General features: G+C 60.0%; 14 protein-coding genes. 6 read left to right on the top strand and 8 right to left on the bottom strand.

Annotated elements, in window-relative coordinates; all coding sequences use genetic code 11:
* Positions 1-359: 359 nt before the first annotated feature.
* Positions 360-3,848, top strand: a complete 3,489-nt coding sequence (locus tag N688_RS19050) for a DUF4012 domain-containing protein (RefSeq protein WP_052890757.1) — start codon at positions 360-362, stop codon at positions 3,846-3,848.
* A gap of 183 nt (positions 3,849-4,031) precedes the next feature.
* Here the strand turns inward: N688_RS19050 and N688_RS19045 are convergent, their stop codons facing one another.
* From N688_RS19045 to N688_RS19010, 8 genes are all read right to left on the bottom strand, one after another.
* Entirely contained in the window at positions 4,032-4,994 is a 963-nt protein-coding gene (locus N688_RS19045) for an acetamidase/formamidase family protein (protein ID WP_052890756.1), read from the bottom strand.
* A gap of 160 nt (positions 4,995-5,154) precedes the next feature.
* A complete protein-coding gene (locus N688_RS19040; RefSeq protein WP_052890755.1) occupies positions 5,155-6,597 on the bottom strand; it encodes an APC family permease in 1,443 nt (480 codons plus the stop codon).
* 412 nt (positions 6,598-7,009) lie between these two features.
* The gene (locus N688_RS19035; protein WP_081839020.1) at positions 7,010-8,434 is read right to left on the bottom strand and encodes a GH1 family beta-glucosidase; all 1,425 of its coding nucleotides are present in this window, start codon (positions 8,432-8,434) and stop codon (positions 7,010-7,012) included.
* Positions 8,435-8,629: 195 nt separating this feature from the next.
* Positions 8,630-9,619, bottom strand: a complete 990-nt coding sequence (locus N688_RS19030; protein ID WP_052890754.1) for an ABC transporter permease — start codon at positions 9,617-9,619, stop codon at positions 8,630-8,632.
* A gap of 2 nt (positions 9,620-9,621) precedes the next feature.
* On the bottom strand, positions 9,622-10,620 hold the full coding sequence (locus N688_RS19025) for an ABC transporter permease (protein WP_052890753.1): 999 nt from the start codon (positions 10,618-10,620) through the stop codon (positions 9,622-9,624).
* Between the two features lie 221 nt (positions 10,621-10,841).
* Positions 10,842-12,569, bottom strand: a complete 1,728-nt coding sequence (locus N688_RS19020; protein ID WP_052890752.1) for an ABC transporter substrate-binding protein — start codon at positions 12,567-12,569, stop codon at positions 10,842-10,844.
* Positions 12,570-12,889: 320 nt separating this feature from the next.
* Positions 12,890-14,029 (bottom strand): LacI family DNA-binding transcriptional regulator, encoded by a 1,140-nt coding sequence (locus tag N688_RS19015; RefSeq protein ID WP_052890751.1) that lies wholly within the window; start codon positions 14,027-14,029, stop codon positions 12,890-12,892.
* A 523-nt stretch (positions 14,030-14,552) separates the two neighbouring features.
* Positions 14,553-16,280 carry an ABC transporter substrate-binding protein gene (locus tag N688_RS19010; protein WP_081839019.1) on the bottom strand — a complete coding sequence of 576 codons (1,728 nt, stop codon included), beginning with the start codon at positions 16,278-16,280 and terminating at the stop codon, positions 14,553-14,555.
* 748 nt (positions 16,281-17,028) lie between these two features.
* On the opposite strand from N688_RS19010, the gene N688_RS22485 reads away from it, so the two are divergent.
* The 5 genes from N688_RS22485 (at position 17,029) to N688_RS18980 (ending at position 24,724) form a co-directional block, all read left to right on the top strand.
* Positions 17,029-18,627: a cellulase family glycosylhydrolase gene (locus tag N688_RS22485; RefSeq protein WP_081839018.1), complete on the top strand. Its 1,599-nt coding sequence runs from the start codon at positions 17,029-17,031 to the stop codon at positions 18,625-18,627.
* A gap of 323 nt (positions 18,628-18,950) precedes the next feature.
* Positions 18,951-21,116, top strand: a complete 2,166-nt coding sequence (locus N688_RS18995) for a cellulose binding domain-containing protein (RefSeq protein WP_052890748.1) — start codon at positions 18,951-18,953, stop codon at positions 21,114-21,116.
* A gap of 508 nt (positions 21,117-21,624) precedes the next feature.
* The gene (gene cbiM / locus N688_RS22480; protein WP_081839017.1) at positions 21,625-22,938 is read left to right on the top strand and encodes a cobalt transporter CbiM; all 1,314 of its coding nucleotides are present in this window, start codon (positions 21,625-21,627) and stop codon (positions 22,936-22,938) included.
* The gene (gene cbiQ / locus N688_RS18985; RefSeq protein WP_052890747.1) at positions 22,935-23,876 is read left to right on the top strand and encodes a cobalt ECF transporter T component CbiQ; all 942 of its coding nucleotides are present in this window, start codon (positions 22,935-22,937) and stop codon (positions 23,874-23,876) included. Before cbiM ends, cbiQ begins: the two co-directional genes overlap by 4 nt.
* The gene (locus N688_RS18980; RefSeq protein WP_052890746.1) at positions 23,873-24,724 is read left to right on the top strand and encodes an energy-coupling factor ABC transporter ATP-binding protein; all 852 of its coding nucleotides are present in this window, start codon (positions 23,873-23,875) and stop codon (positions 24,722-24,724) included. Before cbiQ ends, N688_RS18980 begins: the two co-directional genes overlap by 4 nt.
* Positions 24,725-24,742: the final 18 nt, after the last annotated feature.

The following is a 24,742-nucleotide window of genomic DNA, read 5'->3' as shown; positions in this document are numbered from 1 at the left end:
GGCTCTGTCGCTGCTGGCCTCCTATCCAAAAATGCTATCTTCTCCTCGTTATATGCACAAGATTCGATATAATAGGCGGCATGTGCAACGTCAGAGGGGGTTCAAGCGTCCTGTATAGTAGAGGGGGAGACCTGCCGATTGCCGCAGGGGTCCGTAATTGCTAAAAGTTGCTGGCGAGTTCAAAAGATCACTTCTGCAACTCACCTCTGGTGAGCATGCACCATAGGTGTTTTCCTCTGATCTTTTCCAAAAGCAAAGGAAAGGGCGGCCTTCGAGGCTCATCTTATCTCGGATCTTTATAAAGACTGTCGTTGATCCTGCAGAGGTCTAGTGGATCTGTAAAACATGGAGGTAAAACCTTGCCTGGGGTACGCGCTGCATCTTCTCCACCACGGCCCCATCGTGACGATCTCGCGACCTGGGCCGAGGCCGATCTCTCCTCTCTTGGAGAGCGGGAAAGGCAACGTTACGAGCAACGCAGAAATGCCGTCATCGACTATTATACCACTGATAAATCTATTGAAGAGATCACACTGCACTATCGCCTCTCCTGGCAAACCTTAGAGCGGCTACTTGAAAAGTGTCTCAAGCGTCATCCTGACGGGCGTCTCTGGGGCTTCCGTGCGCTCGTCCCTGGCAGCATAGTTGAAGAGAGCGTAGAGATTCCCCTGACAACCATGCCAGGCCCAGAGCACGGTGGCCAGGCAACAACGTCGGAAAAGCGGAGCGATACGGAACAGCAGATCAACGGTGCGGGTCGAGCGCGGGCGGAGCTGGCTGAGGGAGAGGAAACGAGCGCGGGGGAACTGGCGGGAGACGAAGAGCCGACGATCAGATTAGAAGCCGTTCGGGGGGTGCCCGCCCGTAAGCAGTCTGGTTCTCTTGAGGTAGCGGCCTCCGACCAAGGCCAGCCACATGCTCACGAACACAACGGCCATCATCACGCTGCTGAGCAAGCCGGTGGCGAGCGAGCTACCTCAGAAAGGGGAGAGCAAGAGCGAGCGGGTGCTCAAAAGAGCGAGGCTGAAAGGCGGGAAGAGGAGGAACAAAGCCCAACCGTTCCCCTGGAAGGTCCAGAGGAAGAAGAAGAGAGCACGACTATGCCTCTGGAAAGCGACCGGGCCGAGGAAGGAGCGCCATCTGAAGAGGAACCAGCCTCGACGCAGAGCGAGGCCAGCGAGCAGAGCCTGGCCGAAGTACCAACGAGGAGTCTGACTACAGAGGCGGCTCAGGAAGCAGCCTCGGAAGAAGAAGAGGCCCAGCAGCCGGGAGCCGAAGGAGGAGTCAGCGAAGAAAAACTCTCCCCAGAGAGCGACGAGCTACCCACCACGCTTCTCGATGAGCGCATGCTACCGGCTCCGCTGCATGAAGAGGCGGAAATTGCCCTGCTCCCGGGCCGTGAGCGCGAGCTGGTCGATCTGGCTGCTCTCCCGACCACAGTTCTGCCGCTGGCCACGGGTCCAGCCCAGGCGCAGAGGCGGTTGCAAGCTGGGGGACTGGATCGCCGTCTCGCTCAGCAGCTGCGTCGCATTCGTGGGCGTCGCCGGGAGCGCAGCCAGGTGCGGAGCAAGCGTCATCGCTTACGGACCTATATCAGTCTGGCCATTCTCGTGGCTCTCATCATTGGTCTGCTCCCGCCAGTTGGCGCCGCTTTGGCCGCTTACAGCGCTTACAACAACGTCAAAGGTCTGGCCGAGGATGGCGTCAAGCATCTCATGAACGTCAAGGATCTCCTCACGCTGGACAAAAGCAATCCGCTGGCGGCCTTAGAGGCCGACAAGCTCGAGCGTGCCCGGCAGGAATTTCGCCTGGCGGGCAGCGACTTTCTTCAGCTCCAGCAGCTTGTCGAGCGCGACGACGTCCGTGAGGCGATTCAGCGCTTCGCCCCCGAGTACGATTCCAGCCTTGACATGGCGCGACACCTCGTGCAGGTCGCCCTTGATGTCTCGCGCATGGGAGACGAGATGAGCGGCGTGGGACTGCTCGCCGCCAGCATCATCCACGGCTCGCCGCTCACCACCAGCAGCAAAGCCAAACCCCTGCTCACCGCCCAGGATGTTGCCACCGTTCAGGGCTCGCTGGTGCATGCGCTCTACTATATCGACGACATCCAGCAGCAAATGCGCTCTGTTGATCTCAAGCAGCTTCCCATGCTCAACGCCCACCAGCGCGAGCAGATCGCCAGCATTGTCAAACTGCTCCCCGAGGCCCAGAAACAGATCAACCAGGTGCAGCAGCTCATACCCCTGGCCTCCTGGCTCCTGGGAGTCGACGGCCATCGCCGCTATCTGCTCCAGACGATGGACAACGCCGAGCTGCGTCCTGGAGGCGGCTTCACCGGTCAGTACGGCGTCGTAGATGTGCAGAACGGTGTCGTTGGGGCCCTGGCCCTGCGCGACGTTGCCAAGCTGGACTATGCCGGCAATGGCTTCCAAATGGGAAGGCAGGCCCCAGCGGGCTATAGCTGGATGCACATGGGCAACTTCGGCCTGCGCGACTCCAACGTCTCTGGCGACTATCCCACTACAGCGCGCATCAACATCCAGGTGTTCCAGGATGAAGGAGGTGGTCCTGTTGACGGAGACATTGCCTTCACCCCCGCCTTCATCGCCCACATTCTTGATGTCACTGGACCGATTGTCGTCAAGGACTACGGTGAGACCATTACCTCGCAGAACCTGGCCGACCGCCTGCACTACTATCAGCAGGACCCCGCCGGCATCGCCCGTCAGGAGCAGGTCACTGGCCAGGGCCTGCACGACGCTCGCAAAGCCTTTACCTCTCTGGTTGCCAAGCTCCTGCTAGACAAGGTACGCCATCTACCGGTCAGCAAGCTGCTGGACATTGTCAAGGGAGCGGTCAAGGACATCCAGGCGCGCGACCTGGAGCTGTACTTTACCAACCCCGCTGTTGAAGCCTGGCTGGTTCAGCAGGGCTACTCTGGAGGGATCAACAGCTTCAAGAGCGTCGACGGTTTTCATGTAGTGCAGGCCAACATCAGCGTCAACAAAGCCAGCCAATATGTCCACAGCACCTTCCAGGACAACATCACGCTCGATGCTCAGGGAGGTGCCACGCACAACCTGACCATCATCCTGGAATATAATCAGCGAGGCCCCGTCTACGGCTTCGACGCCTATACCGACTACATCCGCGTCTATGCCCCGCCGGGTGCCCAGCTCATCGACGGAGGCGGCTTCGACTCTGGTCAGCCTGTCTGCAGCGCCAGCACCGGCCTTTCTAAATCCACCACGGGCACGACTTCCACCTCCTCAAAGCCGCCAGCCACGGGCAGTAAATGCGACAGCTACAACTACATTCCACCTGACGGCTCACGCTATTGTCCGAGCGGCAACTATGCCCTGGGGCCGCGTTACCAGAATCCTCCAGTTGACAGCGTGGGGCCGCCGACAGCCCTGCAGAGCGACCTGCCCGGGCGAGCCATGTGGGGAGGGCTGACGGTCACCCCGAAAAACTGCATCTCCTATATTCGACTCTCGTGGTACGTGCCGCATGCTCACATCAACCCGAAAAACCCGGCCAACATCTACAGCATTCTGGTTGGGAAGCAGGGCGGCATGGTGCCGACCGTTGACATTACAATCGATGCCACAGCCCTGCATCTGAAGGGCGTCAGCACCTTGCACTATCACAGCGACATCCATAAGGACCAGGTAATCACCCTGAAAGGGCCGCAGCCAGCCACCAAAGCGACCCCTAAAGCCACGCCGGGTGCCGGTGCCAAGAGCAGCCCCACAGTGACGGCGACGCCTTCGGCGGCGACCAGCCTGCCGCAGGCTCTGGCCATCTCGGCCTCCGTTACCGCCACCAACTGGCGACGTCGCTAGCTCATCGCTCCAGGCAAAGCCCGACTGGTAAGCGGCCTGCCAGATGAGCTGACCGGAGCCAGCCGATCAAAGAAACCGACCCTCCCCTTCCCTGATACAGAAGGGGAGGGTCGGCAGCTCTGGCCGGGCCTGGCCTTGATCCTACCTATCTCTGGTCTGATAGCTTAGCGCAGAGGCGTGGCCTCACTTCGTAAAGATGCTCGTTGGCAAGAAAGCCCCGACCACCCAGTGAGGCGCATCCACCACCTCGCAGATCTTCAGATCCACCGCCACGCTACAGAGCATATAAGCATCGCTGCGCGACAGACCATAGTTGCGCTGCAAGTGATCAATCATGTGGCGGATCGCGTTGCGCGTGGCCTCCATCAGATCGGGGCCGATCCCATCGGTCACATAATACGGGGCCGTATTAGTGCGCTGGATCAGTGGGCCGCCCGTCAAATACTGCGGCTCCGGCACCGGACGATCCTTATGCACCGTCAGGCGAACTACCGCGTGCATCGGCGTCTCGATCGCCGTTCCGCAGACCTCGCCATCGCCCTGGGCGGCGTGGCCATCGCCCATCGAGAAGAGCGCTCCGGGCACCTCCACTGGGAGGTAGAGGCGCGTGCCCTTCGTCAGATGGCGCGTATCCATATTGCCGCCGTGGCGATAGGGAGGAATCGTCGACAGCGCCCCCGGCTGGCCTGGCGCCAGACCGATCTCGCCACAGAAGGGAGCCAGAGGGATACGAATACCGGGCGCGAACTCGGCCCAGCCATCGGCGCCGCCCTCCAGATGCCAGATCTTAAGGGCAGGCTCAGGGAACTCATCGGCCAGCAGGCCGAAGCCAGGAATCACCCCCGTCCAGCCCCACTCGGCTGGCTGCAAATCTAGAAACTCCACCTCCAGCGTATCCCCAGGCTCAGCCCCCTCCACATAGATCGGACCGTGCACCTGGTCCACGCGCGAGAAGTCGAGCGAGCCAATAGCGTCAACCGTGCTATTGGCCTGGATCTGGCCGCAAGAAGCTTCCAGCATATCGAATTCCACCACCTCGCCCGAGCTAATGCGAGCAATAGGCGGGATACTGTGATCCCAGGCCAGATGCCACTGATCGCGCCGAATATGAATCGTGCGCCCTGCCTTTGGAATGTCTGTCGTCATGGCCGGTAGCAAGCTCCTTTCTTTGGTCGTAGTCGTGCATTCAATTCAGTTCGGTTCGGTTCGGTTCAGCCAGGCCTTCCCTGAAGGAAGCGGAACCATGCTCTGTATGAGGCGCCTGAGCTGGCCTGGCAGCAGCCCAAACTAGCGCCGTACTGCTTCCCTACTTGGACAGCCTGGGCGCGGGCGCCTCCGCCGCCGTCTCAATACGCAGGCCCTCATTCTCCTCCAGGTGCAGGCCGATGCGCTGAGCCAGGCCGGGGCTGGCGACAATGCAGAGCAGTCCGAGCAGGAGCCAGGCCAGCGCCACGTACGGAAAGATATTGTAAGGAGGAGCCGGGACCGGGTAAATATTGCTGTAGAGCGTGTAGCCTAAGAAGATGATTGCCAGCAGCGGGATCACCCACTGCCAGCTCCACAAGCGCCGGCGCAGAAAGAAGAACCAGATGGCCCCCACATTCGTCAACCCATAGGCCACCAGAATCAGAAAGACCCCGATCGTGCCCAGATAGCCGAAGAGCGTCGCCCCCGTCATGCCTGGGGCCAGGCCCCAGATGCTCACCACCGCAAAATCAAAAAGCATGATGACCGCCACCGCCAGCGCTGGCGAACCGCTGCGTCGGCTGGCCGTTCCCAGCCGCTCCGTAATGAAGCCGTCACGCCCCATCGCATAGAGAATGCGCGCCCCCGCGTTGGCCGTTCCCAGAGCGCTGGCAAAAGCGCTGATCGTCGCCCCGAAGTCGAGCAAGACGGCCATCAACCGCCCGACATAGCGACGCGCCAGATCATCGAACGGTGCCGCCGAGTGAGCGAAGCTGCTGATCCCTGCCTGGCTCAGGCCGAAGCCCACCGTCTGGGCATAGGTCACGACGATGTAAAAAAAGCCAGTCCCAAAAACCGCCGCCAGGATCGCCACGGGAATATTGCGGCGCGGATTGCGCGTCTCCTCACCGAGCGTAGCCGCCCCCTCGAAGCCTGCGAAAGAGAGGAAGCCAAAGACCGCCGCCAGAGCCACACTATTGAATGGCTCGGCAGAGGGCGTAAAGGGAGCCAGCGAGAGCTGCCCAAGACTGCCCAGGCGGACCAGAATCACCACCGCCAGCACCACGATCAGCAGCACCGAAACACCCTCCATCGCCAGCGTCAGGCGCGTCGAGATTGTAATGCGGCTATAGGCGAAGAACCAGATCAGCACGCCCGCTATCAGGGCGAGCGGGAGCCAGCCTACGCTCCAGCCCAGACCAGCAAAAAAAGCCTGGGCGAAATTGCCCACCTCAGCCGTTGAAGCGCCAGTAAAAGCAAGGTAGGTGCCGAGCAAGGCCCAGCCCGAAAAGAAGCCAACGCGCGGCCCCAGGGCGATACCATTGAAGGCATAGACCGAGCCGCTGTGCGCCAGATAACGGCTGAACTGAATAAACGAGAAGCTAGCCAGACCAACGGCAATAGTGGCAATCAAGAAGGCCAGCGGTACAGCGCTACCGGTTATCCCGGCGGCCAACGAGCCATTGAGTGCCATCGCCGCAGTGGGCGCCATAATACCAATAGAGAGCGCGATGCTCTCCAAAAACGATAATTCACGGCGAAGACCGCTTTTCTCTGGCTCCAAGTACAACCTCCTGAGATCCGAGCGCAGAAGGCACCCGACGCGACAGGCTGAGAGACAGCTCCATCGGCTGCCTGTCCGCGCCAGCACTGGGGGCAGCCCCTTGCGACAGTAAAGCTGCCCGCTTGAAAGGATAATCCATTTCAGCTCAGAAGGCAACCTTCAGGCGGGCAGCGATGTGAGGGCGGAGGGCAGACGGGCCGGAGCGAGAGAGAAGGCACAAGCAGCGCCTCTCAAGGCAGGTGAGGGGAAAGCGAAAGGAGCCAACGCAGCCATTAATCCTGGCCTGAACCAGAGGTCTGCTCAATCAAGGCCGGGTGTCTCCTGGTCAATCGACAGAGCCTGGCGAATAGGCAGCGGGCAGCGTTGGGCTCGCCTGGTCTCGCGCCGGGCCGGGGCCGGCGCAGACGAGGCGCTAGCGGCGCTGTGCAGCAATGAACGAGGCGTACCAGAGACCGCTATCCTTAATAATGCGACGCTGAGTAGAATAGTCGACATAGACCAGACCGAAGCGCTTGCTATAACTCAAGGCCCACTCGAAGTTGTCCAACAAGGACCAGACCATATAGCCCTTGAGAGGCACCTGCTGAGAGAGGGCACGGCTCAGCGCCTCGATATGCAACTGAAGATAATGGAGGCGCTGCCAATCATGCACACTTGTTCCGCCGTGCCAATGGTCCTCGAAGGCCGCCCCATTTTCCGTCACCAGCAGGGCCTTGGGGGCATACTCGCGATGGAGGCGTGTCAGAATCGCTTCCAGCCCTTCTGGAAAGATCTCCCAGCCCATATCGGTATATGACGCCTCGGGAACGCGCTCGATGACCTCATAGCTGGGTTTTCTCGACGAAGCAGCTGCAGACTCGGGCGAAGCTCCGCGCACCAGCATACGGCTGTAATAATTGACCCCCAAGAAATCCAGCGGGGTAGCGATCACTGCCAGATCATTGGCCTGAAGCGTGGGAGGCGTCACATCCAGTGCACGGAAAAGAGCCTCGGGATACTCGGCCCGAAAGAGCGGATCGAGGAACCAGCGATTGCGGAAGACATCTGCCTCCTGCACCGCAGCCAGCGTCTCAGGTCGTTCGTCGGCTGCATAGACCGGATAGAAATCGAGGGCGATACCGACCTGGGTCTCGCGCGGAAGCAGCGAGCGCAAGCACTGCGTAGCCAGGCCGTGAGAGAGCAGGATATGATGACCGGCATGAATAGCGAGCTGCTTATCGTGCAGGCCGGGGGCATGGATACCCAGGGCGTAGCCTAAATAAGTGCTGCACCACGGCTCATTATGCGTGATCCACCAGCGAACGCGATCGCCCAGGCGGCGAGCTACCACCCCAGCATAATCGGCGAAGGCCTGAGCAGTATCGCGGACAAGCCAGCCGCCGCGGTCCTCAAGAGCGGCGGGCAAATCCCAGTGATAGAGTGTAGCCAGCGGCTCGATACCTCGAGCGAGCAAGGTATCCACCAGACGCTCGTAGAAAGCCAGGCCCCGCTCGTTCACAGGGCCGGTTCCCTGGGGCAGGACCCGCGGCCAGGAGATCGAAAAGCGGTAAGCGCGCAGATTCAGGAGAGCCATGAGGGCCACATCCTCCTCCATACGGTGGTAGTGGTCGGCGGCCACCTCGCCCGTCTGGCCCTGCAAGATCGCCCCGGGGCGGGCCACAAAGCGGTCCCAGATAGAAGGAGCGCGACCATCCTCGCGCACCGCGCCCTCGATCTGATAAGCCGACGTGGCGGCTCCCCAGAGAAAACCGGGCGGGAAGCCGCCAGCCAGGTCGCTATCCCCTGCCAGAGAGGCGGGGAAACTACGATGGTCCTGTGGACGACCAGTAATGCTCATTGATCCTCCTTAGTAGAGGCGGCAGCCGGAGGTAGCCAAGCATACTACCTCTCGCCCTACCTGCCACCTGAATCTATATGCTTCCATCCCTGGATGAGTAGGTGCATCCCTGCATACCTGTAGGACAGCGCACAGAAAGAAGAAACGAGCAAAAGATGGCAAGTCACAGTGAAGAGAACATCCCCGAAAGCTGGATCAGGCCACCACCGCTCTGGCCTTCAGCAGCTTGCGCAGCTTACGCGGTATAGCCTGACGCAGGCTGGGATTGGCCAGCTCATCGATGCCGAAGTTGACCAGGGTCAGCGCGCCACAGACCAGAGCCACACAGAGGCCGGCAGGCACAAACAACCACCACTGGCCTGTAATCAAGGCGCCATTCAACTGAGCCCAGAAGAGAATCGACCCCCAGCTCGCGCGTGAGACATCGCCCAGGCCGAGAAACTCTAGAGCCACTTCCGCGCCGAGAGCGTAGACGAAGGTGCCGACGTACGTTGAAGCGACCAGCGCGATCTCATTGGGGAGAATCTCCGAGAAGATCATGCGCCAGGTAAACTCACCCATCGAACGGGCCGCCGTCACAAACTCGCGCTCCTTCAGCGAGAGCGTCTGCGAACGCAGCACGCGGGCCCCATAGGCCCAGGACGTGAAGAGCAGCACCATCGCAATCACAAACTCATTCTTACCGGTGCCGCTGGCGCTGGCAAGCGAGGCCAGCACAATAGCCAGTGGCAGGCCAGGCAGCACCAGGAAGATATTGATCAGCAGCGAGAGCACCTCATCGATCAGGCCGCCGAAGTAGGCGGAGCTGAGGCCAAAGAGCACCTGCAGTAGGGTGGAACCGGTAGCGGCCACAAAGCCAATCAGCAGCGAGACCCTGGCCCCATAGGCGATCTGCGCAAACATATCCTGTCCCAGGCTCGTGGTCCCCAGAATATGCTCGGGGCTAGGCGGCTGAGCGCCGTGAGCCACCTGGCTCTTGGGGCCATCCGGTGGATAAGGTGTGAGCAGAGGGGCCGCCAGAGCCATCAGCACAAAGAGCAGCAAGATCACCAGGCCCGTCGCAATTTTAGAATTGCGAGAAAGCAGGCGCAGAGCATTCAGCAATGGCCCGCGATGACGTTGCTCGGCCTGCTCAACCAAAGCCACCGTCTCGACTGGAGACTCCCCCAGATTGGTCACTTGCATCGCTATGCCCTCCCGTGTCGAATGCGCGGATCAAGCGTGCTATAAACCAACTCGGCCAGGAAATTCGCCGCCAGCACCGTCAGAGCCAGGATCAGGAAACCGCCTTCGATCAGGGCGTAATCGCTTTCTGAGGCACCGCGGAACAGGTGGTAGCCGATGCCAGGATAATTGAAGACGATTTCCGTCAGCAGAGAGCCACTGACCACCAGGCCTAGCGAAATCGAGAAGCTCGTGATGCTAGGTAAGACCGCGTTGCGGGCCGCGTAGGCAAAGACCACGCGCGGGCCCGGGAGTCCCTTGGCCTGAGCCATCAACAGGTAATCCTCCGAGAGCGTGGTCACCATCGCGTTGCGCATCGTCAGCACCCACTGGGCCAGCGTCCCAATAATCAGAGTGATCACCGGCAAGGCGGCGTGTTGCACCAGGCTGCCGATGAAATCGAGGCTCCACTCCGGCCCATTGGGAAAGTTGCTCAGATCATAGGCATCGCTGGTTGGGAACCAGTTCAGCATCATGCCGAAAACGTAAAGGAGAGCCAGGGCCATCCAGAAGTAAGGGACAGCGGAGAGGAAGGTCAGAGCCGGCGGCAGCGTCGTATCGTACCAGGAGCCGCGGCGCCAGGCGAAGAGAATCCCGAGCAGCGTGCCGATAAGGAAGCTGAGCACTACCGCTGTTCCGACCAGACCGATCGTCCAGGGCAGGCTTTGAGAGAGGATCTGAGCGACAGGCGTGGGGTATTCCGAGGTCGAAGTTCCAAACTGCCCATGCAAGAGCGCATTCAGGTAATCCAGGTACTGCTGCCAGAGCGGCACCGAGGGGTCGGCGCCAAACTCTTTACGCAGGGCTATAATCGTGGCCTGACTCATCCCCTGGTTCCGCAGCTTCGCGATATAGTTCTGCAGAGGATCGCCAGGCATCAGGCGCGGAATAATAAAGTTAAACGTGATAGCTGCCCAAAGAGCAATCAGATAGAAGCCTGCGCGCCTCAACAGGTAGCGCATACATCACTCCTTTGACCGAAAGTCAGGATAGGCTAGAAAAGAAACGAGGCATCCCTCTCGAGCGAAGAGCGAGTGGACTGACCAGCTGAGCAGGAAAGGAGCATACCCGGCCAGTGGCCAGAGAGCGCAGAGAGCACCGTCCTTCCACCCCCCATAGAGGGGGTGGAAGGACGTCCTGGAAGAACGCACTACGAAAGGACAGGCCAGAAGCAACGCTACGATCAGGAGGCTGGCTTCAGATGCAGGATGACGTTTGCTGCATCGGGCAACTGGTATGGCGGGCCAACATCGTACGGATTGCTATCATCGGGCCAGCCGGTCCAATGCTTGGTCGTGTACTCGTCCCAGTCCACATTGACCGTCAGCGGGATGGCCGGCAGCTGCTCGACGATGATCTTCTCGATGCCCTGAATGGCCTGTTTCTGGGCATTGGCATCGGTCGAGGTCATGTACTGCTTGAGCAGCTGATCGACCTGATTAGCCAGCGTCCCAGCCGAATGCGTATCCCAGCGCTCGAAGTTCGACCCCGAGACCGACTTCCCGATCGGGCCAGAGTTGCTGCTGCTGAGCATGTCGCGATACGGATAGTAGGGGGTGGGACCCTTGTCCGTCCAGCTGATCGCCGCCTCATAGTTGCCGCCGTAGATGGCGCTGAAGTAGGTATTGGCGTCGGCCACGCCGTTCATCGTGGCCTTGATGCCCGCCTTGTTGAGGTCGTTGACGATGAACTGGACATCCTGAGCCCAGTCAGACCAGCTGCTGGGGACGATGATGGAGAAGCCGAGGACCTTGCCGCTGGAGTCGTAGAAGTAGCCATCGCTGTGCTGGGTGTAGCCAGCCTGCTTGAGATAGGACTGAGCTTGCGAGACGCTGTACTGGAAGGTGGCATTCTGATACTCCGGCGCGATCCAATCCTTACGGGCCGGGATAATTCCCGTAGGATGAGCCGGCTTGGCATAGAGTGCCACGCCCTGTGGCAGGTTGTCGCGGTTGATTGCGGCGCTGATGGCCTTGCGGACGAGGACGCTATTGAAGGGGGCCTTGTAGAGGTTCAGGTAGAGCATGACGGTGTTGCTGGGGAAGAACCAGGTCTTGTTGTGCTGGGGGTCCTTGGACTTGAATTGCTTATCAAAGTCCGGTGTCCAGCCCGTGCCCATCCAGTCATACTTGCCCTGGATCATATTGGTGACGGCGGTGGTGTTGTCCTTGGCGGAGTAGACATAGATGTGCTTGACGGCGGGCTGACTGCCCCAGTAGGAGGGGTTGACGTCGTAGATGATCAGGTCGGCGGAGAAGCTGCGGAGCTTGTAGGGACCGGTGCCGACGGGGTTCTTATCGTTGGTGAACTTGGCGGGGTCGCCGCTGATCGAGGACCAGACGTGCTGCGGCACGATGTAGGTCATCTGGCCGATATAGAAGAGCGCGGTGCTGTTGGGACCGGTCAGGGTGAAGGTCACCGTCTGAGGATCAGGCGTCGAGACGTCCTTGACCAACGGCAGCACCCCACCCTGGTCGAGAGCCGGGTGGGCCTTCAAGAAATCGAAGGTGAACTTGACGTCAGCGCTGGTGAAGGGCTGGCCGTCGTTCCACTTGACATTGGGACGCAAGTGGAAGGTGAGCTGACTACCATCGCTAGAGAACTCATAGCTGGTCGCCAGCCAGGCCTCATAGTTGCCCGAGTAAAGGTTAGTGCGATACAACCCCTCGTAAAGCAGGCCCTGAGAGCCCCAGGCGGCGGGGGTGTTGTAGTTAAAGAACGGATTAAAGTTATCGACATTGGGACCATTAGGAGCCGGCAACACATTGAGGGTGTCTGTCTTAGGCCCCGATGAAGAGCTGGAGCCGCCGCCTCCGCAGGCGGTCAGCACGAGACCGAGCAGGAGCAGCAGCGACACCAGCCCGAAGGCAAAGCGATGCCGACGTGGTGACGATGCCAGATACGAACGCATAGAACCTCCTGAAACCAAGAGTAGAAATCAGGCGATCATTTGGACCATTTTCCCTACAGGCTACAAAGCTCGGGTGCCAGAAAGGGACAAAATGCCAACCAGACAACAGATCGACCGGTTTACAGGACAGCAAGCCGGCGATCGCTGCTGCTCCCAGACATCGAGTCGGTAAATACTGTCCAGGCCAGCTGCACTGCTGGGACCTGTTGGCAGGTACGCTTCCCTGCTGACTCGCTGGCAGGCTCTGCTCCGGCTCCAGCAGGAGGAAAGGCAGGGACAGAGAACACCCTACACTGCCGAACCGCCAGGCTCAGCTCTGCTCAGCGAGAGCGATCACCACCTCCTTGCTCAGATGAAGGATGAAGTTGACGTGAGGCCCCGCAGGAAGCGCGAATGATCAGGCTGGTCGGCATCTTCACCCGCACGGGCGGCTCGAAGACCGCCGGCGAGGGAGTGACAACCCCAGCGAACTGGCCATTCTGGCTCGGGTGGTGCATCATGCGGGGAGCCTCGACAAAGGCCAGGAGCATCTCCGCCGCGCGGCGCCCCATCTCGTAGAAGGGCTGGCGTACCGTTGTCAGCGGTGGCTCCATGTGAGCCGAAGACGGGTTGTCGTCGAAACCAACGACGGCCACGTCATCGGGCACTCGCAGGCCACGCTGCTCCGCGGCAGCAATGGCCCCATAGGCCATGTAATCGCTACCGGCGAAAATCGCGGTTGGCCGTCTCTCGGGGGGCAGATCGAAAAAAGCGTTGGCGCAGGCGCGCCCCGTCTGCGGCATGAAGTCGCCCTCAAGCACCAGCTCCGGATCAAGGGGAATACCTGCCTCCTCCAGCGCGTCGCAGTAGCCCCGATAGCGATCGTGCGACACCTGGTACTTGAGTGGCCCCTGGATATGGGCAATACGCCGGTGCCCAAGACGAATCAGATGACGGGTGGCTTCGTAGGCCCCTACACGGTTGTCCACGCTGATCCAGGGCGTGTTCTCTGGCGGAATGCCCTGGTCATCAATGAGCAGCACGGGGAAAGAACGGGAATGGAGCGCCGCCAGATACTTGGCCGATGGACCAGGGAAAACAGCTAGTAGCCCGCTCACTAGCCGCGTGCGGACAATACGGCTGATGATGTCGCTGCGGTCCTTCTCGTGGTTAACATCGTTGATGCTGTAGAGAATCAACTCGTAAGGGGTCGCCCCGACAACCTCTCCAACGCCTCTCATCAGCTCTGGGATGAGTGGCCAGGTGAGAGAAGGAATAAGGGCGCCCAGTAGCCGACTGCGCCCACCTGCCAGACCGGAAGCGGCGATGTTGGGTACAAAGCCTTGCTCTTCCATGACACGTAGAATACGCTCACGGGTCGCAGGGTCCACATCCGGCTTCTGATTGAGTACTCGCGAGACTGTCGCTTTGGAAACTCCCGCCAGGCGGGCAATGTCCCGAATCGTCAGCTTCTCGGCCATAACAATCCTTCTCACGCTTACGCGCAGGCCCTCCACGCCCTCCGAGGGCCTCCCCGAAATAGGTTGTAACCGTTCACGAGAGCGATCCCGTAAACGATTACGAAAATTGTAACCGAAGAACCCCAGCTTGTCAATAGGTGATGGCACACGATATGAAACGCCAACGAGGCTTGGGTTCGCTCTGTCCCTATGGAGCCTAAATCGAGAGAGATCCTGCTCTCTGCTTTTCTTTTTTGAGGACTCTCTTCAGGCCCTCCATGCCTGCTTTGCTTTGGAGACTTTATTGAACCTCTCTACCTCCTCAACCACACTCAACCGAATAGTATGATACGCCTTACTTGCCTGATAAATCTATCCCCCTTTTCTCCTAGCTCCGCTGCCTGCCGGCCCACCGGTGAGCCGGCAGGCCCCTGTCCTATGGGATGCCCAATCAAGAACGGGCCGGGCTTATCCGACTTGACGGGGCAGACCGGAGAAGCGCGGCCCGTTTAGAGAGCGAGATGTCTCCTCTTGAGGAGTGGTGTCAGGAAGTGGGCTTGAGGTGCAGGATCACGCTGACCACGTCGGGCACCTGGTAGGTAGGCACGACGATATTGGGGTTGCTATCATCGGGCCAGCCGGTCCAGTGCCTGGTGGTATGCTCGTCCCAGTCCACATTGACCGTCAGCGGGATGGCCGGCAGCTGCTCGACGATGATCTTCTCGATGCCCTGAATGGCCTGTTTCTGGACATTGACATCGGTCGAGGTCATGTACTGCTTGAGCAGCTGATCGACCTGATTGGCCAGCGTCCCAGCCGAATGCGTATCCCAGCGGCCAAAGTTTGTGCCCGAGACCGGCTTGCCGGGCGGGGCGGAGTTGCTGCTGCTGAGCATGTCGCGATACGGATAGTAGGGGGTGGGACCCTTGTCCGTCCAGCCGATCGCCGCCTCATAGTTGCCGCCGTAGATGGCGCTGAAGTAGGTATTGGCGTCGGCCAGACCGTTCATCGTGGCCTTGATGCCCGCCTTGTTGAGGTCGTTGACGATGAACTGGACATCCTGAGCCCAGTCAGACCAGCTGCTGGGGACGATGATGGAGAAGCCGAGGACCTTGCCGCTGGAGTCGTAGAAGTAGCCATCGCTGTGCTGGGTGTAGCCAGCCTGCTTGAGATAGGACTGAGCTTGCGAGACGCTGTACTGGAAGGTGGCATTCTGATACTCCGGCGCGATCCAATCTTTGCGCGGAGGAATGATAGCGGTCGGATGAGCCGGCTTCGCGTAGTAGGCCACGCCCTGTGGCAGGTTGTCGCGGTTGATTGCGGCGCTGATGGCCTTGCGGACGAGGACGCTATTGAAGGGGGCCTTGTAGAGGTTCAGGTAGAGCATGACGGTGTTGCTGGGGAAGGACCAGGTCTTGTTGTGCTGGGGGTCCTTGGACTTGAATTGCTTATCAAAGTCCGGTGTCCAGGCGCTTCCCATCCAGTCGTACTTGCCCTGGATCATATTGGTGATAGCAGTGGTGTTGTCCTTGGCGGAGTAGACGTAGATGTGCTTGACGGCGGGCTGGCCACCCCAGTAGGAGGGGTTGACGTCGTAGATGATCAGGTCGGCGGAGAAGCTGCGGAGCTTGTAGGGACCGGTGCCGACGGGGTTCTTATCGTTGGTGAACTTGGCGGGGTCGCCGCTGATCGAGGACCAGGCGTGCTGCGGCACGATGTAGGTCTGGCCGACGTAGAAGAGCGCGGTGCTGTTGGGACCGGTCAGGGTGAAGGTCACCGTCTCATCATCGGGAGTGGTGATGTTTTTAATGAGGGCGCTGACTCCACCCTGGTCGAGAGCTGGATGGTCCTTCATCAGGTCGAAGGTGAACTTGACGTCAGCGCTGGTGAAGGGCTGGCCGTCGTTCCACTTGACATTGGGACGCAAGTGGAAGGTGAGCTGCGTGTTGTCGCTGGAGAAATTGTAGCTGGTCGCCAACCAGGAATGATATTCACCTGTGGAGAAGTCGGTCGAATAGAGAACCTCGTAAAGCAGGCCCTGCGCTCCCCAGGCGGCAGGGGTGTTGTAGTTGAAGAATGGATTGAAGAGGTCGGCATTGGGACCGTTTGGCGCCGGCAATACCCTGAGTGTATCGGTTCTGGTCCCGGTCGGCTGGGCCGAACCACCACAGGCGCTGAGGAGCAGAGCGCCCAGGGAGAGAAGGATGCAGAGTGCTCCAGCAAGGCGCTGGCAAGCACTCACCAAGCATAGCGGTTGAGATCTCGTTTTCATGGTGCCTCCTGGTCTTGTCTCGTCCTCGCTTCAGACTGAGCGGGCGAGCCTGGCTGGCGCTCAATCTGCACGCGGTATAGCCCCACGCTGCTGCTCTCTTCCACTCCCTTCCCTCAACAAATTCATCGGCTGATCAGAATCACATGCTTCCTGGCTCTACAGTTGAGCGAAAGCTTTTGTAATCGTTTGCGTTAGCGATACCGAAATCGATTACATAAATTGTAATTGCAAGCATCTTCTCTGTCAATTGCCATTGAAGTAGGAAAGCTCTGCAATAGCATTGGATACACATTACTACTATGGAGCTGGCCACAAGCGAAGAGAAAGAAAAAACCTCTTTTCCTCTTCAAGAGCTCGGGTGTGACGACCAGCTGTGAGTGAGCGCTCGAGGCCGATCCGTTGCTGGCTGGCGGATAGATGGGAGGAGGGCCGGCGCTGGTCTTCTCCCCATTTTGTCCTAAGTCTGGAGAGATGGCGCACTGGACAGAGAAGAGCCTGCCAGCCTGCAGTTGGCTCCAGGGGAAGGGAAGATCAGCGCTTGACAAAAGCCAGAGCTGGCGGTATAGTTACTTCGTAAACGTTTACGGTATCGTTTACGATACCGTTTACGACGCTGTGGTAGAACTGGAGCCACGGGATAAAGAGGACCACGGCGAGCGAGCCGGGCCTGGTGCCATCTCTGTCGCAGGGAGGCGCGACCCCGGTAAGCAAGGAAGCTACCTCTTTGATCTATCAAAAGGGGGGACCTATGGCCACACCATCCGTGTGTCGCTGGCCTCGGCTGAGGTACGCGGCGCTCTCTCTCCTGCTCGTTCTGGCGTCCTTCTCCCTTGCCACCTATCTAGGAGTCAGATCGCAGGCTTTACGTGCTCATGCGGCGCCGTCGGTGACGGGGCTGCACGTCTCTGGTAATCGCTTGCTCAATGGGCAGAACCAGGTTGTGCGAGCGCTTGGCGTGAATCGTTCTGGCGCAGAGTACATGTGTCGCAGCAGCACTGCCACCACCGTGTTCGATGGGCCGGTGGACACCAACGCCATCAATGCCATGCTGAGCTGGGATATCAACGCGGTGCGCATCCCCTTGAACGAGGACTGCTGGCTTGGCATCAACGGCTATCCTGCCGCCCAGTACTCGGCTGCCACCTATCAGCAGCAGGTCATCAACTTTGTTAATACATTGACATCTGACAATCTTATTGTCATTCTCGACTTGCATTGGAACGCTCCGGGCAGCCAGCAGGCCAACGGGCAGCAGCCGATGCCCGATCTAGACCATGCTCCGGCTTTCTGGACGTCGGTAGCCAACGCTTTCAAGAACAACAGTTCCGTCGTCTTCGACCTTTACAATGAGCCATACACCAGCAGTTGGGCCTGTTGGCGTGACGGCAGCACGGCGGCCAACGCCAGCCCTTGTAGCGACGTTGGTTTTGCCGTAGCTGGCATGCAGACCCTGATCAACACGGTGCGGGCCACGGGGGCTACCAATGTGATCATGCTAGGAGGTCTGGCCTACTCTAACAACCTCTCGCAGTGGCTGCAGTACAAGCCCACTGACCCGCTCAACAATCTGGTAGCCTCTTTCCACCTGTATAATTTCAACGCTTGCAGCAGCACGAGCTGCTGGGACTCCCAGGTTGCTCCGGTTGCTGCCCAGGTGCCGGTCGTTGCTGGTGAGATCGGCGAGAACGACTGTGCGCATGGCTTTATTGACACGGCGATGGCCTGGTTTGACCAGCATGGCATTAGCTATCTTGGCTGGGCCTGGGACACCTACGATTGCAGCTCCTTCCCTGCGCTGATCAGCAATTACAATGGCACGCCCACGGCCTATGGGCAGGGTCTACACGATCATCTGATTGCTCTGGCCAGTGGTGGTGGTGGCAGCACACCGACGCCGTCTCCGACGCCGTCGCCCACGGCGACCACGGCGCCGTCGCCGACCCCAACCCCGACGCCGCGTCCGACAGTGACCCCGACGGCTACCCCATCGCCGACGCCGTCTCCCACGCCAGGTGCTGGCGCTTCGTGTCAAGTGCACTATAGTGTGGTCGGTCAATGGCCGGGCGGCTTCCAGGCCAGTATCAGCATTACTAATACGGGCAGCAGTTCTATTAACGGCTGGACCTTACGTTTCAGCTTCGCGGCTGGTCAGCAGATTACCCAGCTCTGGAACGGGAGCTACACGCAACAAGGGGCGCAGGTAACGATTACCAATGCCTCCTACAACGCCCAGATCCCGGCGGGCGGCACACTTAGCTCACCACCGGGTTTTCTGGCCAGCTGGACCGGCAGCAATCCTGCGCCGACAAGTTTCTCGCTCAATGGCGTCAGCTGCAGCGTCGTCTGACCTGGCAGCCTTGATACCAGCAGCAGGTCAGGGATGGCTATTACCGCAAGGACGCGCCTGCTGGTATGTCCATAGATTGGCCGTGTGAGCGGCTACCGCAAGTGTGGATGAGGCGGGCGGAGGTTGGGCAGGTTGGTTGCAGGCTCCAGGTCGATGCAGGTGGGGAGAAAGGCGCTCGTCTGAGTGAGCCTGATCCTCGTCGGCCCAGTTCCTGGCGCTGGCCTGGCCGGCCCGGTCCGGGTGACCGCCTTCCGTTCCGCCTCTCCACTGGATGAGCTGGAGGAATTCACTGGCTCTGGACGCATCTTAAGGAGACATTGGGCATGAAGCCATCCTTCTTTTCGCGCTCGCGTCTGCGGCCTCTGCAAGGACGCTGGTGGGTCGGGACGCTCCTGCTCGGGGTGCTGCTACTCAGTTCGCTGGGTGTGGCGCTCGGCGCGGCGCGCATTAGCCATGCGCAGCCTGCTCCCTCCGGGCTGGTTCTCGAGTATGCCGATGCCAATACCAGTGCCACCACCAATACGCCTCGCCCTCACTTTGAGATCGTCAACAATACCAGCTCCAGTGTCGCCCTCAGCAGCCTGACCATCCGCTATTGGTATACGAAGGACGGCAGCCAGTCGCAGCAATTCTGGTGTGACTATGCGGCGGTTGGTTGCAGCAATCTCGCCGGCACCTTTGTGCTGATGAGCGCTCCCACAGCGAGTGCTGACACCTATCTTCAGGTCGGTTTCAGCAGTGCGGCGGGGAGCATTGTACCTGGCGGTAACAGTGGTGAGATCCAGGTGCGCTTCAACAAGAGCGACTGGAGCAACTACAACCAGGCCAACGACTATTCGTGGAGCGCCACGCAGACGAGCTATGCCCCGTGGAGCCAGGTAACGCTCTATCTCAACGGGCAACTGGTCTGGGGTACGGAGCCCGGTGGGGCCAGTCCCACGCCGACGCCGACGCTGACGCCCACGCCGGGCTCTGGTGGGGGGAGCGCCAGCGGAGGCTGGAGGACCAGCGGCACGAAGATCCTGGCGCCCAATGGCAGCCAGTTCATCATCAGTGGCATCAACTGGTATGGCTTCGAGACTCCCGACTCTGTGGCGCACGGGTTGTGGTCGTATGATATTTCGACGATTCTCAACCTGGTCAAGAGCTATGGCTACAATACCCTGCGCATTCCCTTCTCTAATCAGATGTGGGAGTCTGATCCGATACCGCAGAACGATGTCGGCTGTCCGTCGTGTGTGGGGCTGCATGCGCGTGATATCCTGGCCAAGATCATCAACTATGCCGGCTCTATTGGCCTGCATGTGATTCTCGACAATCACCGCTCGGAGGCAGGAGAGTCCGCCGAGCAGAGCGGGCTGTGGTATACCTCGGCCTATCCCGAGAGCAGGTGGATCAACGACTGGGTGAGTGTCCAACGCTGGGTACATGGTGTCCCCCAGACGCTGGGAGCAACGGATACGGTGACGGTGAATTATCTGGCCTCCGATGGGTGGCCGATCGTCTTGGGCTATGACCTGCGCAATGAGCCGCATGTGGAGGGGACCTATCCCAATCAGTACGCCAGCGGCGCTCAATGGGGTTCGGGCGATGGCATTGATCCAGCCAGCAACCCAAATCCGAATCCGTTTGCCCCGGCCTGTGTGGTGACCTCATCCTGCCACGATTGGCGCCTGGCTGCGGAGCGCGCTGCCGATACCTTGCTCGGCGATGCCCAGAGCCACAGCTGGAGCTATCCTTTGATCTTTGTCGAGGGGGTCTCAGCCTATCCGACGTCCTCGGGAACGCAGGCGAACGGTCCCTACTCCAGCACCTGGTGGGGGGGCAGCCTGCAGGGGGTCAATGGCAATAGCAATAATGCGGGCGCTCCCATCGTCCTCAATGCTGGCGGCAGCGCCAACAGCCTGGGGCCGGCGGTCAATAATCAGGTGGTCTACTCAGCGCACGAGTATGGTCCGACGCTCTATCCACAGAGCTGGTTCAACAGTAACACCTGCTATAAGAGCGGCTGCTCTGGCTCCAGCCTGGTGGATGTCTGGACGAGTAATTGGGCCTATATTGCGACGCCGAACGGGATCAATCCGAGCTGGCCTGGCCATAGCGGCTATCCCTGGAGCAATACAGGCGCCCAGCCCTATAGCTCCGCTCCGGTCTGGATTGGCGAATTTGGCACCGGCAACAGCGCCAGCGATCTGGTCTCTAGCGGCGCAGGTTCGCAAGGTCAGTGGTTTACGGACCTGATCAACTTCATCAAGAGCAGCTATGGCTCTGGGGGCTCGGGTGTGGCTGTGAGTAATCTGAACTGGACCTACTGGGCCCTGAATGGCGAGGATAGCTATGGCTTGCTCAATGGCCAGTACAATGGCCTGGGCAATGCAAGCAAAGAATATAGCTTTCTCTGCTTTGTCGAGGCCGGCCCGCTGGCGGTTCCCTCTGGTAGCGGGAGCGGCCAGTGTGGTTCGACTGGTTCTTTGCCAGCTCCCCAGTGAGGCGGACCGGGCTGGACCGGCTGGTCTGGCTTATGGACACGGCTGTGTCTGTTCGCTCCTCAGCGGGAGGAGGGCTATGGTATGAAGGAGCTTATCTAAGCGCCCCTGCTGGATACGAACGAGCACGAGCACCTACCCTGGAAGCGGGGCGGGGGAAGGAGCAACTGCTCCGCTTCCCCCGCCTTCTCCTTTGTTCGCTGATCTGGATCTTCATCTGAGCTGGCTCTACTCCCCTTCTCGCTACTGCTTGAAGCCGGCTGACAAAGGCCAGGCCAGGCGCGCCTGGGCCAGGCTGCCCTTGACAGGCAAGCAACCTGTTCCCTATACTTACCTGTAGTTATTGAGAATGATTTGCAATTGCATCTGACAAGCAGCTATGGCCGACACCAGGTGAGGAGGGGCAGTTGACAAGTAGCCAGCCTGGCGGGCGGCATTCTGTGCGTTTTGCGCTCTTCCTCTGCAGTTGGGCGGTGGTCTCTTTTCTGAGCGGGTTACGGAGGTTCCTGCCATGCACATACCCGACGGTTATCTCTCGCCTGTCTTTTCCCTCGGCTCTGGTGTGGTGACGATCCCTGCCTGGGCGGTAGCCACCCATAAGGTGCGTGATGTGCTCAATCGGCGGACCGTGCCGCTGATGGCCATCTTTTCGGCCCTCTCCTTCACCATCATGATGTTTAATGTGCCGGTGCCCGGGGGGACGACGGCCCACGGGGTTGGGGGCACCTTGATCGCTATTGTGCTCGGCCCCTGGGCGGCCATGCTCTGTGTGAGTGTGGCCCTGATTATCCAGGCGCTTTTCTTCGGCGATGGGGGCATTCTCGCTATTTTCGCCAATTGTTTGAATATGGGCGTCATCCTGCCCTTTGTTGGTTACTATACCTATCGCGTGATTGCGGGTCGCTCGCCGGTGCTGTCAACGCGGCGTATTTGGGCGGCGGCCATCGGCTCCTACGTCGGGATTACGGCGGCGGCTCTGGCTGTTGGCATCGAGCTGGGATTGCAGCCTGTGCTCTTTCAGCAGAATGGGCACCCGCTCTATAGTCCCTATCCGCTGGGTGTGGCCATTCCCGCAATGCTGCTCTCGCACGCCTTTGGGGCCTCGCTGGTCGAGGCGCTGATTACGGCCCTTGGCTTTGCCTACATTCAGAAGCAGCATCCTGCCTTGCTCACAGCGCTGCGCGAGGTAGTGAGCGGCGGCGATGTTCCCACCGGCGAGGCGCAGGCGCTGCCACTCTGGCGCATCTTCGCGCTGGCGGTTCCCCTGGCACTCGTCCTGCTCTTTATTGCGGGCCTGATTACCGGTGGGGGACGTCTTGACCATCTCTTTGGGGCAGATTGGTCGCAGGTGAGCTGGCCCGATGTGGGCATCATGCTGCTGATTGTGCTGGGCATCGCGGTGGTGCTCTTGCCTTTGACCTGGTTGCTGTTGCCAGCCCGTCTGAAACGAGTGGGAACCTTCTTTATGGCCTTGGCCATTTTCGCGCCGTTGGGTCTGATTGCGCCCGGTTTCGCCTTTGGGGAGGGCAGCCCCGAGGATGTGCAGCAGGCTTTCGGCTACATTCCCCAGGGACTACGCGATCTCAATGGTCTCTGGAACGCGCCCTTGAGTGGCTACACTATCAACGCTGACTTCTTTACGGCGCCGAATGCCCCTCTATGGCATGCGGCGTTAGGCTACGAGATCAGCGGTATCATCGGGATTCTCCTGCTGGTACTGGTGGTCTCGGGCTTGATGCTACTGATACGCCGCCTGACTGGTCGTGGTGGGGGGGAGGCTGAAGTCAGTGGGAAGCCGGCGCAGCCGCGTGAGGGGGCGCTATGAGCCTGGAAGCAGAGGCTGACGGTGGTCAGGTTGGGGGTCAGGTCTCCCGCGGGCAAGAGGTCGAGCCTTTGACTTTCTCTCGTCGGGAGCGGCGTCAGCTGCGGCGCCAGCTTGGCTGGGTGGAGCAGACGCTGGCTGGGGTGACGGAGGCCATTGAGCGTGCGGTCTTTACAGAGGAGCACGCGCGCCGTCCAGGCTGGCTGCAGGGCCTTGATCCGCGCATCAAGATAGGGATGTTCATGGTGACGGTGCTGGCCGCCAGTCTCTCTCATTCGCTCCTGGTACTGCTGCTACTGTATGGTCTGCTCTTGCTGGTGGCGCGAGCCAGTCTCTTGCCCTTTGATTTCTTTGTGCGTCGGGTCTGGCTGGGCATACCCTTTTTCGCAGGCGTTGTCATCTTGCCTTCGATCTTCTTCACCAGCGGTGGGCCGCGCCTCTTTGAGCTGGACCTGGGACCGTTGCACCTGGGTCCAACCCCGGCCAGTCTGCTGGGGGCTGCCGTCTTCGTCATGCGCGTGGGTGACGCCGTCTCGCTGGCCGTTCTCTTGATTCTGACGACGCGCTGGGCTGATCTGCTCAAAAGCCTGCAGATCTTACATGTACCCCAGATCTTTATTCTACTGCTCTCGATGACCTACCGCTATATTTTCCTCTTTTTGCATACGGTCAACGGCTTCTTCGAGGCCCGCAAGAGCCGTACGGTGGGCTTCACCAGCGGCGGGGAGCAGCGGGCCTGGATTGTGACCGCCCTGGTGACCTTGATGAATCGCTCCTTCCAGATGAGCAATGAGGTCTATGCTGCCATGTGTGCGCGCGGCTTCACGGGGACGATTCGCACCTATAGCGATTATCGCCTGCGGAGTGGGGATGTCTTGGCGCTGCTGGGCGCGGCGCTGCTGGCGATTGGTCTCTTTTTCTTAGGGAGGGTGCTGCTATGAGTGAGACCCAGGCTTCGACACTCCAACCGGGCACCGTCATCTATCGGCTGCGTGGGGTGCGCTATCGCTATCACGGTCGACATCTGGCCCTTGACGGCATCGATTTGGAGATTAGCCACGGTGAGCAGATTGCGCTCTTGGGAGCCAATGGGAGTGGCAAATCGACCCTGCTGAAGCTTCTCGATGGCCTGCTGGCGCCAGAGGAGGGAAGCATGCGAGCCTTGGGCCGCGACATCAAGGCAGTGGCGGCGGGGCAGGAGACCTTTACCTTTCATCGCCAGGTTGGGCTAGTCTTTCAAGATCCCGATGTGCAGCTCTTCAGCGCCACGGTCTTTGATGACGTGGCCTTCGGGCCGCTGCAGCTTGGCCTGCCACGCGAAGAGGTCAAGCGGCGCTGTCAGGAGGCGCTGGAGCTGATGGAGATCGGTCAGCTGGCCGACCGGGCCCCCTTTGAGCTATCGGGCGGCGAGAAGAAGCGAGCGGCCATTGCCTCGGTTCTCTCGCTGCAGCCGGAGGTCATCCTCCTGGACGAGCCGACGGCCTCGCTTGATCCGCGTACCAAGTGGGTGCTGGTCAATTTGATCCGTCGCCTGGGCGAGCAGGGGAGAACTATCGTTACAGCGACGCACGAGCTAGAGATTGTGCCCTTGATTGCGCAGCGAGTGATTGTGCTGGGCGAGGAGCGGCGCATTCTGGCCGATGGTCAGCCGGGGGAGATCTTGCGCGATCGGGCGCTGCTGGTGCGCGCCAATCTGATCCATCCCCAACTGCATCGCAGCTGGTCTCTGACCCTGGAAGCCGAAGCGGAGCCGCAGAGGCCGAGCGATACCGCGGCCTCTTCCCTCTAGCCTGCTGCCAGGCGTGGC

The sequence above is a fragment of the Thermogemmatispora carboxidivorans genome (assembly GCF_000702505.1).
Lineage (GTDB): Bacteria > Chloroflexota > Ktedonobacteria > Ktedonobacterales > Ktedonobacteraceae > Thermogemmatispora > Thermogemmatispora carboxidivorans.
The sequence above is the reverse complement of the archived record's forward strand: the minus strand, read 5'-3'. Positions and strand labels throughout refer to the sequence as shown.

Excerpts from the sequence above, each read along its gene's own strand:
- N688_RS19045 (WP_052890756.1), bottom strand. The coding sequence starts at position 4,994 with ATGACGACAGACATTCCAAAGGCAGGGCGCACGATTCATATTCGGCGC.
- N688_RS19035 (WP_081839020.1), bottom strand. The coding sequence starts at position 8,434 with ATGAGCATTACTGGTCGTCCACAGGACCATCGTAGTTTCCCCGCCTCT.
- N688_RS19030 (WP_052890754.1), bottom strand. The coding sequence starts at position 9,619 with ATGCAAGTGACCAATCTGGGGGAGTCTCCAGTCGAGACGGTGGCTTTG.
- N688_RS19025 (WP_052890753.1), bottom strand. The coding sequence starts at position 10,620 with ATGCGCTACCTGTTGAGGCGCGCAGGCTTCTATCTGATTGCTCTTTGG.
- N688_RS19020 (WP_052890752.1), bottom strand. The coding sequence starts at position 12,569 with ATGCGTTCGTATCTGGCATCGTCACCACGTCGGCATCGCTTTGCCTTC.
- N688_RS19015 (WP_052890751.1), bottom strand. The coding sequence starts at position 14,029 with ATGGCCGAGAAGCTGACGATTCGGGACATTGCCCGCCTGGCGGGAGTT.
- N688_RS19010 (WP_081839019.1), bottom strand. The coding sequence starts at position 16,280 with ATGAAAACGAGATCTCAACCGCTATGCTTGGTGAGTGCTTGCCAGCGC.
- N688_RS22485 (WP_081839018.1), top strand. The coding sequence starts at position 17,029 with ATGGCCACACCATCCGTGTGTCGCTGGCCTCGGCTGAGGTACGCGGCG.
- N688_RS18995 (WP_052890748.1), top strand. The coding sequence starts at position 18,951 with ATGAAGCCATCCTTCTTTTCGCGCTCGCGTCTGCGGCCTCTGCAAGGA.
- cbiM (WP_081839017.1), top strand. The coding sequence starts at position 21,625 with ATGCACATACCCGACGGTTATCTCTCGCCTGTCTTTTCCCTCGGCTCT.
- cbiQ (WP_052890747.1), top strand. The coding sequence starts at position 22,935 with ATGAGCCTGGAAGCAGAGGCTGACGGTGGTCAGGTTGGGGGTCAGGTC.
- N688_RS18980 (WP_052890746.1), top strand. The coding sequence starts at position 23,873 with ATGAGTGAGACCCAGGCTTCGACACTCCAACCGGGCACCGTCATCTAT.